The organism is Echinicola salinicaeni, assembly GCF_014280965.1.
Taxonomy (GTDB): domain Bacteria; phylum Bacteroidota; class Bacteroidia; order Cytophagales; family Cyclobacteriaceae; genus Echinicola; species Echinicola salinicaeni.
On record NZ_JACODZ010000003.1, the window covers coordinates 427,685 to 444,993 of the forward strand.

The window sequence follows — 17,309 nt, forward strand, 5'->3', positions numbered from 1 at the left end:
GGTATAGTTATCCAATATACCCTCTTTTAAATAAATATTATATATGAGGAATTGCACCGTTATAATTGCTTTAATCGTTACGCTCTTGGCTTGTAATAATTCTAGGAAGAAAAGTGAAAATATATTTAGAAATGGACAAAATTTAGAAAAAACAGATGAAATCCAACTTAAAACGGATGATTTAGGTACCATTGACTTTTTAAGACATCAAGTTTTTGAAATTGAAGATTCCACTTTTATTTATGTACTTAACAAATCGATCAGTGCATTAGAAATTTATAATTTGACATCCGCAAAGTTTGTTAAACGTATAGGGATTCCTGATGAAGGCCCACATGCTATTACAAACTTGCAGGGATTTTTTGTCCATTCAAGCGATTCAATTTTTGTGTTCCCTCAAGGTCATGTAAAAAACACTATTTTAGTGAGCAGTAAAGGGGAGGTACTTTCCCATTTTTCTCCGCCCGTCCCAAAGAATGATATTCATGGTATTGTCAACCATAAATCTGTGCCATCGGCTCCCAGTTATTTTAAAGATAAAAAATTGTATTTTTCAGTTTTGCCTTTGCTTGATACTAAGGTTCCAGAAAATATAAATGAAAGTGTTTTGCTTGCATCAGAATTTATTTTGGAGGATAATCAGCTTGATTTTCCTGATAAAATGCATTATCCTTCAAGCTATTTAAAAAAGGGGTGGGTTACATATCATACAAATTACTCAAGGATAATTGATGAAAAAGGCAATTGGATTTATTCTTTTGCAGGTTCTGATAGCTTATTTATTTATGATAATAATTATAAATTAAATAGCAAAGTTCTAGCTAAAAGTAAAGAGATAGAAGAAATACCTAGCTTTGAAGTATATCCTGGAAAACTCAATTCTATGCAAATGTGCATAGAATATGGTTCTTATGGAAGGGTCCTTTACGATAAGTTCAAAAACTTATACTACCGAATTGTTAGGTTGCCTAGGGGGTATGATCCCAAGGGGGATTACGATATCAATGCTTTAGCTAAGAGTGCTTTTAGTATAATTAAGTTTGATGGAGAATTTAATAGACTTTCAGAAACAGTTTTTGAAAAAGAAATTTATGATTTGAATTGTGTTTTTATTACCAAAAAAGGATTAAATATTCCAAGGACAAATTATTGGAATGAGGACCTTGCGGAAGATATGGTAACTATAGATGTTTTTAACTGATTTTTCCATGAAAATCTTTTTAGGTATATTTTTAACATTGATTTTTTCTCAGTGTAGTTTTGAGGAGAAAACGTTAAGTAAAAGTCTTGATTCATTAAAAGAACACTATAAAATTGAATCTGAAAGTCTATTTATTATTTCTTGGGATCAATGCGACTCATGTCATGATGATCTTATAAGGATGATAGATAAGTTTTCAAGGACTGGTAATGTAAAAGTTGTGGTGATAACCAAAAAAACGAAGCTATTTAGAAATGAGGTGGGGGATCGTCTCTTTTCACGAGTAGTTATCGATTCAGGCAGAAGAGCTTTTGAATTAGGCTTGTTTAAAGGAACACCAATTATTTATTATTTTAATGAAGGAGAACTAAAGAGTAGAAATGTCAACCATTCAAGTCAAATAACAGATAATAATAATGAGTAATAAATTCGGGTTTTTAATTAAAGGTATTATTAGATTAAGGATATTATTCTTTTTAACATTATTTGGTTTATCATTGATCTCCTGTAAACAGGATATAGAATGCATTAATAATGAGTTATTGCCAATTGTCGATTCTGTTGATATAACTGAGATTATAAAAAAGCCAGAATACTTTCGGTTTAATTTCAAAGGGGGGTATAAAGATGGTGTTTTTTATGTCTTTGTGGATATGCTTGGAGACTTTTATGCAATTGAAAACAATGGAAATATAATTTGGGAAAGTTCATTAAATAAGTTTCGTGGAAATAAGCAGTCAGGACCAGCGATTCTCACAACAAGTACTGAAGAGTTTCATTTATATGATGATGGAATTTACTTTTTACAAAATAATAATAGTTTAAAAATTGTTGATTATAAAGGTAGGGTTGTTTCTAGTCATACCTTTAATATTGAAAAGGAAAGAATGGTTAAGTCTATAGTTAGGTTGAATGATTCGGAATTTGTTTTATTATGGGTTAATCGCAGAAATAAACAACAATATGGTTTAAGCCTATTGAATATAAATGATGGATTAATAAAATTAATTTCTCAGATGAAACTAGCTTACTCAGCTTCGAAGGTGAAAATTGCTTCTATGGATAACAAAATCTATGTCTTTGAGGACATAAATAATTCAGTTAGGGTTTTCAATCCTAAAGGAGAGGAAATAAGAAGAGTAAAATTAGTTCCTTCAGATTATAAAAATTATGAAATTCACAAAGGATATGATGGCGAAATATCAAATTATAGAGCTTTGTCTAAAATTGAGAAAAACTCATTTTTTAATGATTATGTGAAAAATGTTTCGATGACATGTAATAACACGATATTTATGCATCATCACATATATCAAAGAGACACTGCTTCTCTTCCCTTTAAAGGACTGATTTCCACAAAGAAGATTGGAGAAGGAACCAAGGAAGTTCTACTCGACAAATATGTAATGAATTTGGATTCCCACGGTAATTATTTTTCTATTGTTAGTCATAATGGTAGAAAATATATCAAAATCGCTCCTATTCTTTAAAAACAAATGCATTCCTCTTTAAAATTTGATAAAGTATTAATGAATAATTTGATTAATAATGTTCACTTAAACTTTTCCTTTCAGATCAGCTTGGATTAATTGAAGGTAAATCTTCAGTAATTCTATTTGTTTCACAATTAAGTGATCCATTTTATAGCGAGGAAGTTTCTTATTCTTTTTTGGAAGAATTGCTGGGACAGGTTACTAATTCAACAAGCCTAATGTATGGAAATGGATTGGCAGGTATTGGATCCCTGATTAATTACCTTAGTCAAAAAGGAAAAATTGAGGAAAACCCTTTTGAGTTGTTCTCAGAGCCAGAAGACACCCTGATAAAGGTACTTTTTGGTGCCAGATGCCATGAAATTACTCTTTCCAAAGGATTGCCTGGAATAGAGATGTACTTTCTGTTTCGCCTTAAGGATAAAAGTTTTTCAGAAGATTCCTTTCAAGTAATGCGGTATAAAGAAGCGATTATTGCTTCTATCGACCAGCTGGATCACCTCATCAAGGGGATGCAAATCCGGGAATTAAATCAGTATGACCTCAGCATTTGGAATGGATGGAGTGGTGTCTATCTGTATCTGTTGCAAGTGGAACAGTTGGGATATATAAAAGAGAAAATAGCTGAATTGACGCATAAAGTAAGAAAGATCATTACAGATAAATTGGCCGAAGAAAAGGTGAGCTGGTTACAGCTGGAAGCCTGGTGGGGATTTGTAATCAAGTAAGGATCAAATAAGGCGGTAATAATAATATAGGCTTGACTGACTTTATGGAGCTTGGTTAGCAGGTCTTATAGAGGTCGATTATTGGTGAGGTACGTTTAACAATTCAATTAAGATTGGTATCAGATAGGAGGGTGTAATTGCAAATTACACCCAGTTGAGACTCAAGAAGGAGACAACCTTAAGTCTCTGATAAGAGAAACACGGGATAAACACGGCTTAAGCAGGGGTTAAATACGGGTTAAATAGGACCGTTAAAAATGTTACATTATAATATGGTTTTCCGTTTTACACGAATAACCTTATGCGGATTTATCAAGATTGAAGAACAAGGAGCAAGGACAAAATAGAAATAAAGCTAGCTCAGAGGCTTCCTAAGTCTATTGATTAAAAACAGTCCATAAAACCCCATAAGTACGCTTTTCTTTAAACAAAGCTTTTGGTGGGTTGAACAAGTGTTTTCACAGCTTGAATGAATTTTGTGAAATGGTCTTAAAGCAGAAGTGAAACCTATAATAACTCTTGGAATCAAATCCTTTTTTGAATAAACCTTTGAAATATGACGTTTTCTTTCGAATAGAAAGAAAATAATTCCATTTAATATGATTTAAATTTATTAATTATTGCTTTTTAAGTTCTAGATATTGTATTTCATTTCGTTAAGAAAAAAAATACCCCAGATGGGGTATTTTTTTTCTGGGAGCTTTTCTTTTGTTTCGAATATATTTTTCCTGAAGGTCAAGTTCATTAAAACTAGTTTCAGATTAATAATAGAAAATTAAATATTTCAATTTTATAAAATCGGTCGCCAATGCATTTAAAATTTAAGACAAGGAGTGAGATGGCTTCGGAGTATGGTGTGGATAGGAAAACATTCAGATCTATGTTGCTTAAAGCAGATATTCATTTGCCCAAGGGATTGGTTTCTCCGGCAGACCAGCAGAAAATAAATGAAAAGCTAGGTGCTCCTATAATAAAGGGATAAGGGGGAGAATCAGTTTTTTGATTTTGATAAATTTAATAGTTCCCCAATATTCCCCAATATTCCTCGAGTTTACCCGAAAATTAGTTTGGCTATTGGTTAGGTTTGTAAAAGTTAAATTATTGTTTAATTCACAAAAATAATTATCATGAAAAAATCTTTTAAAAGTAATTGGCTGCATTGGACTGTGGCAGGAGTTTTTGGTGCTATGTTGGTTTTTAATGTAATGATCAGTTTAGATTTTGAAAAGGGTAAGTTTTTGCCTTCCTTGACATTGATGGAGTTGGGTAATCAGGCTTATGCAGTGGGGGAAGATGAAGATTGTGTAAGTTGTGACAATACTGATGAAACTACTTGCCAAAGAGTAATTGTAGGGAATGAAACCCATTATTACACGGGGCCTAAGGAATCATGTGATTAATTTTTATGCATCTACGGATATTTTCCGTAGATGCATATCATTTGAATTGAGACGAGAGTTATGAAGAAGTATTTTCACCTATTATTTATTCTAGTTTTATTTTCTTGTTCAAATAAAGAGAACAAGCGCATATCTAATTCTAATCTCCAAACTAAAGTTTTTGGCAAGAGGTTAAGTGTGAGCGATGAAATTTTGAGAGTTAATATTATGTATCAATATGGAGGGCTATTGTATGTTGTTGATCCTGACAAGAATTATGTTTTTTCAATCATAGACATTGCAAAGGATAAGATGGTCTCACGGTTTGGAAAAATAGGGGAGGGACCCTGTGAACTGAATAGGATCTCTTCAGTTTTAAGGGTGCCAGGGGCTCCAAATAAAATAGGGGTTTATTGTATGCAAAAGTTTTCCTATTTTGAATTTGGTTTGGATCAGGTTTTAAAGAAATCCAATGATAAGGAAGCTGAATGTGAACTTCAATTGAAGAACTTTGATCCAAATTTTATGAGAGTGATCAATATAGGAAACAATAGATTTTTAGGTGTAGGTTTTTTTGATAAGAAGTATGCGTTAACATCTCCTGGTACTACTATGCCGAAATTTTATTATATGGATTATCATTTTCAGAATGAATTTCAAAGTGAGTATGCAAATGAAAGTCTAGCAATGGCTTCTCAGGGCGATTTGGTGTTAAAACCTGATGGATCAAAAGTCTTTTTTGGAGCACATAATTTCATGGGATTTGACATTTTTAAATTGAAAGAAGATAGTCTAATTTTAGAAAAGAGAGCTGAGTTGACAACTCCTAAGTTTAAAAAAAGAGGAGAAGGGAATATTCTTTCTGTTGACTTTTCTTCGGATAATATGTATGGTTATCAAAAATCGGTTGCAAGTGATCAATTTATTTATGCTTTGTATTCTGGAAAAAACAAGAATGAGGAATACCGCTTGTGTAAATGGGTATATGTTTATGATTGGAACGGAAACTTTATAAAGAGAATAGAATTGGATAGAGAGGTATCATCCATTACAGTTTCTGAGAATGATAGTTATTTGATTGGAACAGTTGATGATGGTAAAGCCAATTTATATCGGTTTGATTTATAGGTCTTTTATGTTTTTAATGGAAACTCTAAAACAATATTAATTGAGGTCAAAAGTATCAGCTAAAAAGGGTATTAGTACCAAAATAGAATTGGTTAATTATTTTTTGAACTTGGGAAAGTTTAAAAACAGTTGGTGAAACTAACGATGAAAATTTACTTAGAAAACTGTAGGAGTTTGTTAGGTTACTATGGGGTCGTTTTTGTTGGGATAAAGTTTATGTGTCATTATTTAATGATACATAAACTAAAAATCATTTTTAGGGGTTAATTTATTTTTGCGGTTTGATAGAGAGAATGGGATATAATATTTTGAATTACTTTTTTGTTTTGCCTGCTATGCTTTTTGTATTTCTAATACCATTTAGTAAAATAGGTAATTCTGCGGTTTTTAATCAATCAGGACAAACTTTATTTCTTCTAATTTTTTTAGTATGGTTATGTGTAATAATTGCCTTTAGAAAAATTGAGATTCCAAATGAATTAAGGTTAAGCCTTTTAGATGTTGTTTTATTTTTATTAGGGGTTTACTTTTTGATTAACAGTACTTTAATTCAAGAAACCTATAGCATCACTTTTCAAGGAAGCGATCTGGTTGGATTAGGGCTGTTTTATCTGTTAGTTAGATGGATTTATTCGAAAAATAAAATAAGCCTTCTAATAGCAGTTGTTTTAAGTGGACTGGCGCAGGTAATTTACGGAGAGCTACAGTTATACGGTGTTTATCACTCTTTACATTCAGGTTTTTCAGTTACGGGAAGTTTTTTTAACCCAGGTCCTTATGCAGGGTATTTGGCGGTGATATTTCCTGTGGCTTTAGGACTGTATTTCTATACGGATAAGGAAGGGCATGGTGCCGTTGGCTTGAAGAAGGAAGGAATTCCTTTGGATGACGGGATGGCTTCGCTCTCCTCCGTCGGACTCGCCATGACGTATAATACGAAGGTCAGGTCATGGGTAAAGGGGGTGGTCAAGTATCTTTCCTTGGCCACTGTTTTGGGCATTTTATTGGTATTGCCTGTTGCAAATTCTAGGGCTGCTTGGTTGGCGGTGATGCTTTCTGGTGGTTTTTTGGCTTACCACAGATATAGTTGGAAAAGAAATTCTAGTACCTTCTTGGGAATTGGAGTCCCGCGTCAGAGACGGCGGGACAACAGTTTATTCCGAATTGTGGACGGCAAAATTAAAAGGGGATTGGCAGCTGTATTACTATTGGTGGTGATGGGGTTGGTCCTTTTTGGAGTTTATTTAGTCAAAAAAGACTCGGCAGATGGTCGCCTATTGATTTGGAAGGCTTCTTGGAAAATGATAATGGAGAACCCTTGGTTGGGGATTGGCTTTGACCGCTTTAAGGCAGGCTATATGGAAGCCCAGGCAGATTATTTTAGAGAACATCCTGATGATTTAGCTATTCCCCTGGCAGATGATGTGGTCTATGCTTTTAATGAGGGCGTACAACTTCTAGTAGAGCAGGGATTGGTGGGATTTGTATTGGTGGTGGGGTTGTTGGTTGTAGCCTTTCGCTCACCCCCCATCCCCCTTAAGGGGGAGATGCAGCCCTCGGGTTTGATTCGTTGTAAAGCTGAAGAAAAGGGGAATGGATCTTTTAACCTTTTTACTTCTTTAGAAGCACGAATAGCCCAAGCTGGTCTGGTTTCCTTATTGGTTTTTGGCATGTTTTCTTATCCTTCTCATATTTTACCGATTAAGATCTGTGGAGTGATTTATCTAGCCATTCTGGCAGGGAATAGTAAAAAAGTATTCAAAATACCTTTTTCGTTGTCCCGGGTCTCTGCCCCGGGACCTCAGGAAATGCGATCTTCAACTCAAGTAATTGAGGAGTCAGGAGCTTCCTGTTTAAAACGTCCCGCAAGGTGTTCAGCGGGACAACGGTTGCGCTGGTGGACAGTTTCTGGAGCGAGTATGATTTTAGCTGTTGCCATTATATGGCATGCAAGCCGTGTATATCAAGCAACACAAAATTGGAAGGATGCTTTGAATTTTTATGAGAGAGGGGCTTATAGCATTTCCCTGGAACACTATGAAAAGGCATTCCCCATTTTTGCACGGGAAGGAGAGTTTTTATGTAATTATGGCAAAGCCCTTTCGGTGTCTGGAAAGCATGTCAAAGCAGTGGTGATACTAGAGGAAGCCTCGAATTATTTAAGTAATACCATTATCCAAACGGCTTTGGGCGATAGTTATAAGGCCTTGGAAGACTTTGATAAGGCCGAACAAGCTTATCAATTGGGTGCAGATATGCTGCCCGATCGCTTTTATCCCAAGTACTTATTGGCAAACCTTTATCATACCATGGGAGAAGAGAAGAAAATGAAATCCCTGGCGCATTATCTAGTGGAAAAGGATCCTAAGGTGCCATCTCAGGCGGTAAGGGAAATAAAAGAGGAGATGAGGAGATTATTAGGGGAGTAATGAATTTAGAATGATGAATATAGAGTGAAAACGTACATATATGAAAAGACGCGAAACCACGGTCTGGTCTGTATTTGCAGGTAAAGGGATTTTTCTTTTCTGTATGCTGACATTGGCATTTTCCTGTAGCCATCAGGACAAGCCAGAATTGGAATGGGCCTTGAATGTCGCTGGGGAAAATAGAGCTGAATTAGAAAAAGTGCTAAACCACTATTCTGAAAATGAAAAAGATAGCTTGAAGTATAAAGCGGCGGAATTTATGATATCCAGTGTGCTGCCTTTCCAGTTTATATATGAGGTTCCTCATACTACCGAGTTAAAAGAGCTAGAAAATGAAATAGAGGTGATGCTGAGTAACTACCGAGGAAAGGAATCGGATGGGAACAAGGAAGAGAGGAAGCAGCTCCTTGATAGTGCCATGGAAGGGCTCCAGAGGAAGTATGGGGTGTTGTCATCTTTTCGATCCATTCCAAAACGGGAACTTGAATCTGTGAATTCATCCATTATTATAGAAAATATTGATTATGCTTTTAAGGCTTGGGAATTTCCATGGGCCAGAAAATATAGCTTTGAGGATTTTTGTCATTATATTTTACCTAACATTGCCGGTAGATTTGAGTCAAAAGGTTCCCGTAAATTTTTTTACGATAAGTTTAAGCATTTTGCAGATACCCTAAGTAATAATGAAGATCCTGTTGAAGTTTGCAGGTCTCTTAATCTTTATCTGCGAAAACAAGGTTTTATAGGGAACAAGGCATTCTATTATTACCCTCATTTCTTGACGGGAAAATTTATGTATGAATGTAAGATTACCAGTAATTGTGTCAGTGTTTCTAATTTGGTCTTGGATGCCATGCGGTCCATAGGGCTTCCTGTTGCGGAAGTGTATTGGAATAAATATGGAAATACGGGACTTGATCATATAAGTAATACGATCCTTTGTCCAGATGGGACATGGAAATACTTCAATGGGGTGTCTGAGTATGCTCCCAAAAAAGAAATTGATATTGGGGACAAAGTCACGAAACTTTATCGGACAAGCCATGTAAAGCCCGAAGATTTAAACGAAAAGGTTTTCATAGCAAAAAGCCAAATGAATGTATTGGGCTGGCAGGATATTACTGAAGAAGTAACCAAATCAACTTTTGATATTTCCTTGGATATCAAAGATGAAATGGATAATGCGGATAATATCGTATTTCTATGCGTTTTTCGTGCCACCGGCAGGAATAATTGGTTGCCGGTGGACTGGAGTAGGATTAAAGACGGTAAGGTAGTTTTTGAAAATATCAATGGTAAAGAGGTCGTTTACTTGGCAATGGAAGATAAAGGAAATGGCATTATGACAGCTGTTTCACAGCCTTTTGTATTGGAAAAAGACGGAAGCCTTCAGTTTATAAAAGCCAAGGATAAACGGGTGTCGGTATCCCTGAAAAGGAAATTCCCACCTAAGCAACATTTAATAGAAGCTGCAGAATTTTTAAAAGGAAGCCAGTTTCAAGCATCAAATACCCCTGATTTTAGAAATCCACAGACTTTATACACCATTTCAAATCTAGAGAATTTGGACGGGGAAGTAATTGAACTAGATAAGGACCAATATAGATATTACCGTTTGAAGTATCCTAAGCTTCAGGAAGACATTAAATATGATTTGGCTGAACTGGCATTTTATGAAAGTACAGGTGAGGGGGAAAAGAAGGTGAAGGGTGAATATATTTATTCAGCAGGAGTCAATGATGAGTTTATGGATGCCCTTTTTGATGAGGATTTTTTGAGCTTTACATTGGTGAGAAGGAAAAGCGATACGACAAAATATTATACCTACTATTCGGATTATAAAAAATTCATTAGTGATGAGGATCAAGTATGGTATGGTTTGGATTTTAGAAAACCTAAGGCAATTTCAAAAATTCATTATGTGCCAAGAACTGATATGAATGGAGTATATCCAAATATGGATTATGAATTATTATTCTGGAATGATAGATGGGAATCCTTGGGTATGAAACAGGTAGAAGATGGAAAGTTGATATACGATAATATACCTGAAGGAGCATTGCTCTGGTTGAGAAACCATACAGAAGGAAAGGAAGAAAGGATATTTACCATTGAGGATGGGGAGCAGATTTGGTGGTAAGTTATACTCTTTTCTCCACTTAATAGGAAAGAGCAAAACAAACAAAGACAATTTTAAGGGGGTAAAGATAATTATAAAAAACCAGAGAATCTCTGCCTCACCTCAGTGCCCTCTGTGGTTAAGTTTTTGTCTATAGTCTTCAGTCTGAAATCTAACGTCTCAAATCTAATATCTCCCCAATATTCCTCAAAGTTCCCCAAGATTCCCCGAAAACAGACTGGAATAGGTCTTAGGTTTATAGTAGTTAATTTATTGTTTCATTTATAAAACAATTATCATGAAAAAATCTTTTAAAAGAAGCAATTGGCTAAAATGGACAGTTGCTGGAGTTTTTGGTCTAATGTTGGCCTTTAATGTAATGGTCAGTTTGGATTTCGACAAGGATGAGTTATTGCCTTCACTGACTTTGGTGGAATTGGGGAACCAAGCCTATGCGCAAAGCGAAGGGGGTGGGGGAGAATTATTCCTGGAATGGGATGATTGTGACCAATATTATGTGCTTTGTTTTGAAACTGTTAAAAAGTGTAGATATACAGGGAGTTTTCCATGCTATGTTTGGCAACAAGTCCCTTGTGAGGAATTGTGTGATGTTCCACGTCCATAAAATTCTTTTACCATATTTGATTAATGAAGTTTATTTTTTTGTTTCATTGAAATGATATGTGTAGGGCTTTTCCTTAATCAATTGGACTAAAATCAAAGAATTTTATTGATTTTAGTCCAATTGAATTAACTCATGAGTTGTACATATCCGATAGTTTTCTCATGGGATAGCATCCTTATCTAGTATTTACGATTAAAGTAAAGAAAGATAAATAAAGAATATTGTAAACAAATTATTTCTGCATCTGCAAAATTAAGCACCTACAGAAAAAGCATAAAACCACTTTAATATCTAATAATGCGACCGATTTATTTTTGTCTTATTGCAATATGTTTGTTTGGCTGTTCTAAGTCGCCTTCAAGTTTTTCAGAACAAGAAATAGAAATGAAGGTTCTTAAGCCCGAAGAAAACCCAAGAGCTAAACTCAGTGAGATGTTTGAAGGAATCCAATATAAATTAATTGATCTCCCTGATTCGGTCTATATTGGAAAAGTTGATAAGTTTTTGGTAAATGACCAGAATATGATTTTAGGAGATTTCTATCAAAGTGCTCAAGTTATGGTGCTTGATGCTGAGGGAAATTATAAGGTATCTATTAAACATTTGGGGGGAGGGCCAGGTGAGTATATTGAGATTAACGATGTCTCACTTAATCCTGAAAACAATACCATTGATATTCTATCTCCTAACAAGATTATACGATTTGATATGGAAGGAAGATTTATAGAAGAATTTTTCCTTCCTTTAAGAGTTTATAAATTTCTGTCTTTGGGGGAAAATGAGTTTCTTTTTTACGTGCCAAGTAATATGGCTAAGGAATTGGTAGATGATCAGTTTTCTGACTATTCTCTTTTGAAATGGAATTTGGAGGAAATCACCCCTATTTTTGAAGATAGGGTCAATAATGATAATATTCCTTTTTTTGCGGAAAGAGATGTTCTTAAGGTAGTGGATGGGGAAATATTGTTTTCAATGACGTTCTGCGATACCATTTATTCGCTGAAGGATTTGGAATATAAAAAGGCTTTTGCACTCGATTTTGGTAATAAAAAGTATCCTTTGGAAGATTTTGAAAAATACGGCGTAGATAATATTTTGAATGATCCCGCCTATCGCGAGAATTATGCTTATCATCGTCCGAATATCCATTATGATGGAAGACGATTGGTTACAAGTTATAGGTATGAAGGAGTAAAAAAAACAATGATTTATGATCAATTAAAAGATACTATTTATGCTGGTGTGTTTTTTGAAAATGATATTGACCTTGGCTTGCCTTATTTGGCCATAAAAGGCTTGTATAATAATAAAATTTTTACTCTTCATCAACCTGAGGAATTCTTAAATCATTTTAATGGGTTGTCAGACAGGAATCAAAAAGTAGATGATAATTTTTTAAGGATAGTTGATGATATCAGCGAGCAAACAGCTATAGTGATGGGAGTCTATAATTTGAAATAGAATCAGGGAAAGGGTGATTTCTTAAGTTTAAGGTTGAATCCATAACTTTCTGTTTATTAAAACCAAATCTGATTATTTGAAATTGAAAATGTATAAAATAATTGAGGCAACTATTACTATGAGCATGTTCCACGGATTTTGCCCTGTCATAAACTGAAATCTATCGATGGGGGCTGCTTTCATGAAAAAGTGCGTCGCATATCCCAGCTTTTTAGGTGTTTTGAAATTCCAGTTGTCATGAGATTAGCATTGTATATTTGGACTAGAGATGTTGACTTATAAGGTTATATCTCCCCCAAATTTCTTTTCTTTTACTTAATGATTTAGTTAATTAAGGTTTCGAAAGTTTTATATGAAATCTATGAAGTTAAAACCATATTTTTTACTGCCATTTTTAGCCCTTCCGCTCTGCTTTTCCTGTGACAGCAAGGGTGAAAAACAGGAAGAGATTCCCCTGGAATCCATGAGGAATGAAGTGACTGCCACCAAGGTCACCGTGGCCAAGGCAGAAAAGCGTTCCTTTGATTACCTGATCAATGCCTCGGGCAAGGTGGAGGCCGCCCAGCAGGTCAAAGTCTTTATCGAAAGGAGAGGCTATCTCAAAGCACTTGATCTCAAAGAAGGACAGACGATAAAAGCAGGGACCCTGATGGCCCAATTGGATAATGCGGATAACCTCTTCCGCAAGGAAAAAGCCTTGGTGCAACTGAAAAATGCCCAGGCCAACTATAATAGTGAAATGCTGGGTTTTTCCACCATCATGCAAGGAGATGACCAAGAAAAGATTGCGGAACTGCAAGAGCAGCTAAAGGCCAGCAGTGGCTTGCTATCGGCTGAAATCGAACTGAAGGAAGCAGAACTGGAATTGGAAAAGTCCACCATCAAAGCACCCATATCGGGTAAGGTGGCTGACCTGAAGCTTAAGCCCGGTAGCTTGGTCAATGCGGGAGATGAGCTTTGTGAGATCCTTAGTACAGAGGAACTGAACCTGAGGGTCAAGGTGCTGGAATCGGACATCCCCTTTATTTCCCTAGACCAAGAGGCCGAGGTATATCCTGTTGCTGCAGGAACGGGCAGCCTATCAGGCAGGGTGAGCAGCATCAATCCAAAGGTGGATGAAAATGGCCTGGTGGAAGTCAATATCAAACTTAAAAAAGGAGAAAAATTACTTCCCGGGATGAATGCCCGGGCAGTGATCCGTGCCCCGCAAAATGATAATGTGGTCGTACCCAAGCAGGCCCTGGTCTACCGCTCAGGTCGTCCGGTGGTCTTTACCCTCAATGGCGAGGAATCCAAGTGGAACTATGTGGAGGTGGGCAAGGACAATGGCCGGGAGATAGAGGTCCTCGATGGGATTAAGGATGGGGAAACGGTCATCACCAGCAATAACCTGCAGTTGGCTCACCAAGCACCAGTACAGATCGTCAAAGAAAAAGAATAGCCCATGGTCAGGTTTTTATTATCGAGGCCCATAGCGGTCACCATGGTTTTTCTGGCCCTGATGGTCTTTAGCCTGATAGGCTTCACCAAGCTTCCCATATCCTTATTGCCACCTATTGATGTGCCGCAGATTGTGGTAAAGGTGAATTATCCCAATGCTTCTCCTGAGGCCATTGAGCAGAATGTGCTGAGCAGGGTGCGGGAAGGACTGATCACCCTCAACGGGCTTGAAGATATGGACAGTAAGGCAGGAAGTGAAACTGGTACGCTGAGGCTCCAATTTGCCTATGGCACTTCCATGGAGCTGGCCTATATTGAAGTCAATGAAAAAATAGACCGCCTCACCAATAGCCTTCCCCAAGAACTTGCCCGTCCCCAGGTCATCCGCATCAATACCAATGACATTCCCATGGTACGCTTACAGGTGATTCCAAAGGAAGGTACGGATTATGCTGAAGTAACCAAGTTAGCCGAAAATGTTATAAAGAAGCGGATAGAGCAGCTACAGGGAATATCACTGGTAGATATCAATGGCAAGCAGGAAAGGGTGATTACCGTAGAGCCCAATAAGGCGGTCTTGGCCGGCTTGGGTATGAGCGAGCAAAATGTCATCAATGCGATCCGTTCGGGAAACAGCGAACCTTCGGGAATAAGCGTTAAGGATGGGCAGTACCGTTACTTTTTGAGGCTGGCCACTAGGGTGGATACACCGGAGGATATTGCACAGTTGCCGGTCTTGGGGCCAGATGGAAATGTGGTAGAGCTGGCGAAGCTGGCGAATATTCAGTACCAAATGGGAGAGCCCATGGGATACCATTTATATGGAGAGCGTGAAGGCTTGGTCATCACAGTACATAAGCAGGCGGCAGCCAAGATGAATGAGCTGATGGAGAAGGTCAGTGAGTCGGTAGAACTGTTCAAAAAGGATTATCCGCAGGTGGACTTTGCCCTGAGCCAGGATCAATCCGCCCTGCTCAATGCTGGTATCAATAACCTTCAGACCAGTTTACTCTTTGGAGGGATTTTCGCCTTTGGGGTATTATTTATCTTTATGGGCAATTATAAGATGCCCTTGATTATTGGTGTCAGCTTGCCCACGTCCCTACTGATCAGTTTTCTGGTCTTTTATGCATTCGGGATTTCCATCAATGTGATTTCCCTAAGTGGCCTGGCCTTGGGCTTGGGCATGTTGATCGATAATGCCATTATTGTTTTGGACAATATCACCCGCAAAAGACAGGAGGGCTTGCCACTTTTTGATGCCTGCGTCAAGGGGGTAAATGAAGTCATGTCGGCTTTGATCTCTTCTGTGCTGACCACTTTGGCGGTCTTTGTGCCCTTGGTTTTTCTGAGTGGTATTTCCGGGGCCTTATTCTTTGATCAGGCAGTGTCGGTAGCAGCCATCCTTTTTGTGTCCCTATTGGTGGCTTTTGTGCTCTTGCCTTTACTTTACCGTCTTTTCTTTGCCAATAAGCAATGGGACAGCAATCAAGAGGATAGCCGCTTTTTTAAAGGAGTGTTGGCTTTATATAAAATTGGCTACCAAAAGGTGATGGCCCAAAGGCGCTTGAGTTTGATTTTATTGGTGGCACTTATTCCGCTGTTTTTGATGATCGGCCTGGTACTGCCCAAAGAGGGTTTGCCCCCGATCGGGAAAAAGGATGTGCTCCTGGAAGTGAATTGGAATGAAGCGATAGGTGTGGAGCAAAACCGTGAGCGGGTAAAAAATATTATTGCTGGACTAGGGGAAGGCATTGAACAGGCTGAGGCAGATGTGGGCATCAGGCAGTTTTTGCTCTTTGATGGGGAGAACTCCGTACAAGAGGCCAGTATCTATATTGATTTCCGTGATCAAGCTAGCAAGGATGATTATACGGAGCAACTGGAAAAGGGGCTTAGGGAAAAATATCCGAGGGCCAGTATCCATCTCATGGATGCCCCCAATGCCTTTGATCAGCTGTTTTCCTCCAATGTTCCCTACTATGAAATGCGCTGGAAAGAGCTGAAGGACAAAAAGCCAGTTGATGCAGCGACCATGGAACCTTGGTTGGAGGATTTGCCAACTGCACAATGGAAGAAAGGGCCAGGGCTGCAGGAAGAGTCGGCAGTGGTGTTCAGACTGGACCTTGAGAAATTGTCCCTCTACAAAATCGAAACCAACGAAATGGTCAGGCAAATTGAACAGCTCTTTGGGCGCTTCACCATTGATGAAATCAAACAGTTCAGTGAGGTGACGCCAATCAGGTTGAAGGAAAGTGATGCCGATTATAGGGGAATTTTAGAGAGTAATTATTTAGGGTCCAGAGATGGTCAGCGCTATGCCTTGGCCAATTTTATCCAAGTGGGATATGAGGACCATTATAAGTATGTGACAGCGGATAAGACCGGGATTTACCAATCCGTGGAAATTACTGCCCCCAATCCACAAAACAGGGAGAGGGAGCTTAAAAACTGGGGATTGGATAGAAACCTCAGTGTGTCTTTTTCCGGGCAATATTTCAAAGATCAGGAAAACATTCAGCAATTGATAGGGATTTTGGGCGTGGCGGTATTGCTGCTTTATTTTATCCTTGCTGCCCAGTTTGAGAGTTTTGTACAGCCGCTGATTGTGATCTTTACCCTGCCTCTGGGAATTGGAGGGGCACTGCTGGTACTTTGGCTGAGTGGCACCTCACTCAATATTATGTCGGCTATTGGACTGGTGGTGATGCTGGGGATTATGGTCAACGATGCCATTCTAAAAATCGATACCATTAACAGGTTGAGGGTGAGTTATGCGGAGCAGGAAGAGGATTTGACTAGCAGGGAGATTTTGGAAAAGGCCCTTTTTAAGGCTGGGGAAATCAGGCTGAAACCGATTTTGATGACTTCGATCACTACGATTTTGGCCTTGCTGCCCGTGGTGTTCAGTTCAGGCTTGGGAGCGGACCTGCAGAGACCCTTGGTCTTCAGTGTGATGGGTGGCTTGACGATTGGGACGCTAACCGCATTGTATTTTGTGCCTTTGATGTATTGGGCATTGAGTAGAAAAAGAAGTAAGTATGAAGTATTGAGTAGCTAGTATCGGGTATCAAGTACGAAGTATGGAGTATAAAGTAGGAATCCTGTTGACTGTATTGCAGTAATTATCTTGACTCAAACCCCAAAGGGGTTAAACATACATAATGGTGAAGCATCATCAAACCTCGCGACCCTGAAGGGGTCGAATTAAATTCGGGTAGAGAAGTACGAGGTGGAAATATGGAGTATGAAGAACGAAGCTTAGAAGTGTTGTACCAAATCTCTGCCTTGGTACTTGATAAATTG

At 37.8% G+C, this 17,309-nt stretch carries 13 protein-coding genes; all 13 read left to right on the forward strand.

Features of this window, described 5'->3' with window-relative positions; genetic code table 11:
- The first annotated feature begins 85 nt into the window (after positions 1-85).
- The 13 genes from H7U17_RS07460 (at position 86) to H7U17_RS07520 (ending at position 17,064) form a co-directional block, all read left to right on the forward strand.
- The gene (locus H7U17_RS07460) at positions 86-1,201 is read left to right on the forward strand and encodes a DUF4221 family protein (RefSeq protein WP_186756032.1); all 1,116 of its coding nucleotides are present in this window, start codon (positions 86-88) and stop codon (positions 1,199-1,201) included.
- Positions 1,202-1,208: 7 nt separating this feature from the next.
- Positions 1,209-1,625 (forward strand): hypothetical protein, encoded by a 417-nt coding sequence (locus tag H7U17_RS07465; RefSeq protein WP_186756033.1) that lies wholly within the window; start codon positions 1,209-1,211, stop codon positions 1,623-1,625.
- Positions 1,618-2,691 (forward strand): aryl-sulfate sulfotransferase, encoded by a 1,074-nt coding sequence (locus H7U17_RS07470; RefSeq protein ID WP_186756034.1) that lies wholly within the window; start codon positions 1,618-1,620, stop codon positions 2,689-2,691. The genes H7U17_RS07465 and H7U17_RS07470 overlap by 8 nt, the downstream gene beginning before the upstream one ends.
- 179 nt (positions 2,692-2,870) lie before the next feature.
- Positions 2,871-3,422: a hypothetical protein gene (locus H7U17_RS07475; protein ID WP_186756035.1), complete on the forward strand. Its 552-nt coding sequence runs from the start codon at positions 2,871-2,873 to the stop codon at positions 3,420-3,422.
- 808 nt (positions 3,423-4,230) lie between these two features.
- Positions 4,231-4,404: a hypothetical protein gene (locus H7U17_RS07480; protein ID WP_186756036.1), complete on the forward strand. Its 174-nt coding sequence runs from the start codon at positions 4,231-4,233 to the stop codon at positions 4,402-4,404.
- A gap of 145 nt (positions 4,405-4,549) precedes the next feature.
- Positions 4,550-4,822 carry a hypothetical protein gene (locus tag H7U17_RS07485; RefSeq protein WP_186756037.1) on the forward strand — a complete coding sequence of 91 codons (273 nt, stop codon included), beginning with the start codon at positions 4,550-4,552 and terminating at the stop codon, positions 4,820-4,822.
- A 177-nt stretch (positions 4,823-4,999) separates the two neighbouring features.
- Positions 5,000-5,929, forward strand: a complete 930-nt coding sequence (locus tag H7U17_RS07490; protein ID WP_186756038.1) for a BF3164 family lipoprotein — start codon at positions 5,000-5,002, stop codon at positions 5,927-5,929.
- 530 nt (positions 5,930-6,459) lie between these two features.
- Positions 6,460-8,358, forward strand: a complete 1,899-nt coding sequence (locus H7U17_RS07495; RefSeq protein WP_186756039.1) for an O-antigen ligase family protein — start codon at positions 6,460-6,462, stop codon at positions 8,356-8,358.
- Between the two features lie 40 nt (positions 8,359-8,398).
- Positions 8,399-10,498: a hypothetical protein gene (locus tag H7U17_RS07500; RefSeq protein WP_186756040.1), complete on the forward strand. Its 2,100-nt coding sequence runs from the start codon at positions 8,399-8,401 to the stop codon at positions 10,496-10,498.
- Between the two features lie 277 nt (positions 10,499-10,775).
- Positions 10,776-11,102 carry a hypothetical protein gene (locus H7U17_RS07505; RefSeq protein WP_186756041.1) on the forward strand — a complete coding sequence of 109 codons (327 nt, stop codon included), beginning with the start codon at positions 10,776-10,778 and terminating at the stop codon, positions 11,100-11,102.
- Positions 11,103-11,486: 384 nt separating this feature from the next.
- Positions 11,487-12,563 (forward strand): 6-bladed beta-propeller, encoded by a 1,077-nt coding sequence (locus H7U17_RS07510; protein ID WP_222439158.1) that lies wholly within the window; start codon positions 11,487-11,489, stop codon positions 12,561-12,563.
- A 361-nt stretch (positions 12,564-12,924) separates the two neighbouring features.
- On the forward strand, positions 12,925-14,004 hold the full coding sequence (locus H7U17_RS07515; protein ID WP_394353716.1) for an efflux RND transporter periplasmic adaptor subunit: 1,080 nt from the start codon (positions 12,925-12,927) through the stop codon (positions 14,002-14,004).
- Between the two features lie 3 nt (positions 14,005-14,007).
- Positions 14,008-17,064: an efflux RND transporter permease subunit gene (locus tag H7U17_RS07520; RefSeq protein ID WP_186756044.1), complete on the forward strand. Its 3,057-nt coding sequence runs from the start codon at positions 14,008-14,010 to the stop codon at positions 17,062-17,064.
- Positions 17,065-17,309 lie beyond the last annotated feature (245 nt).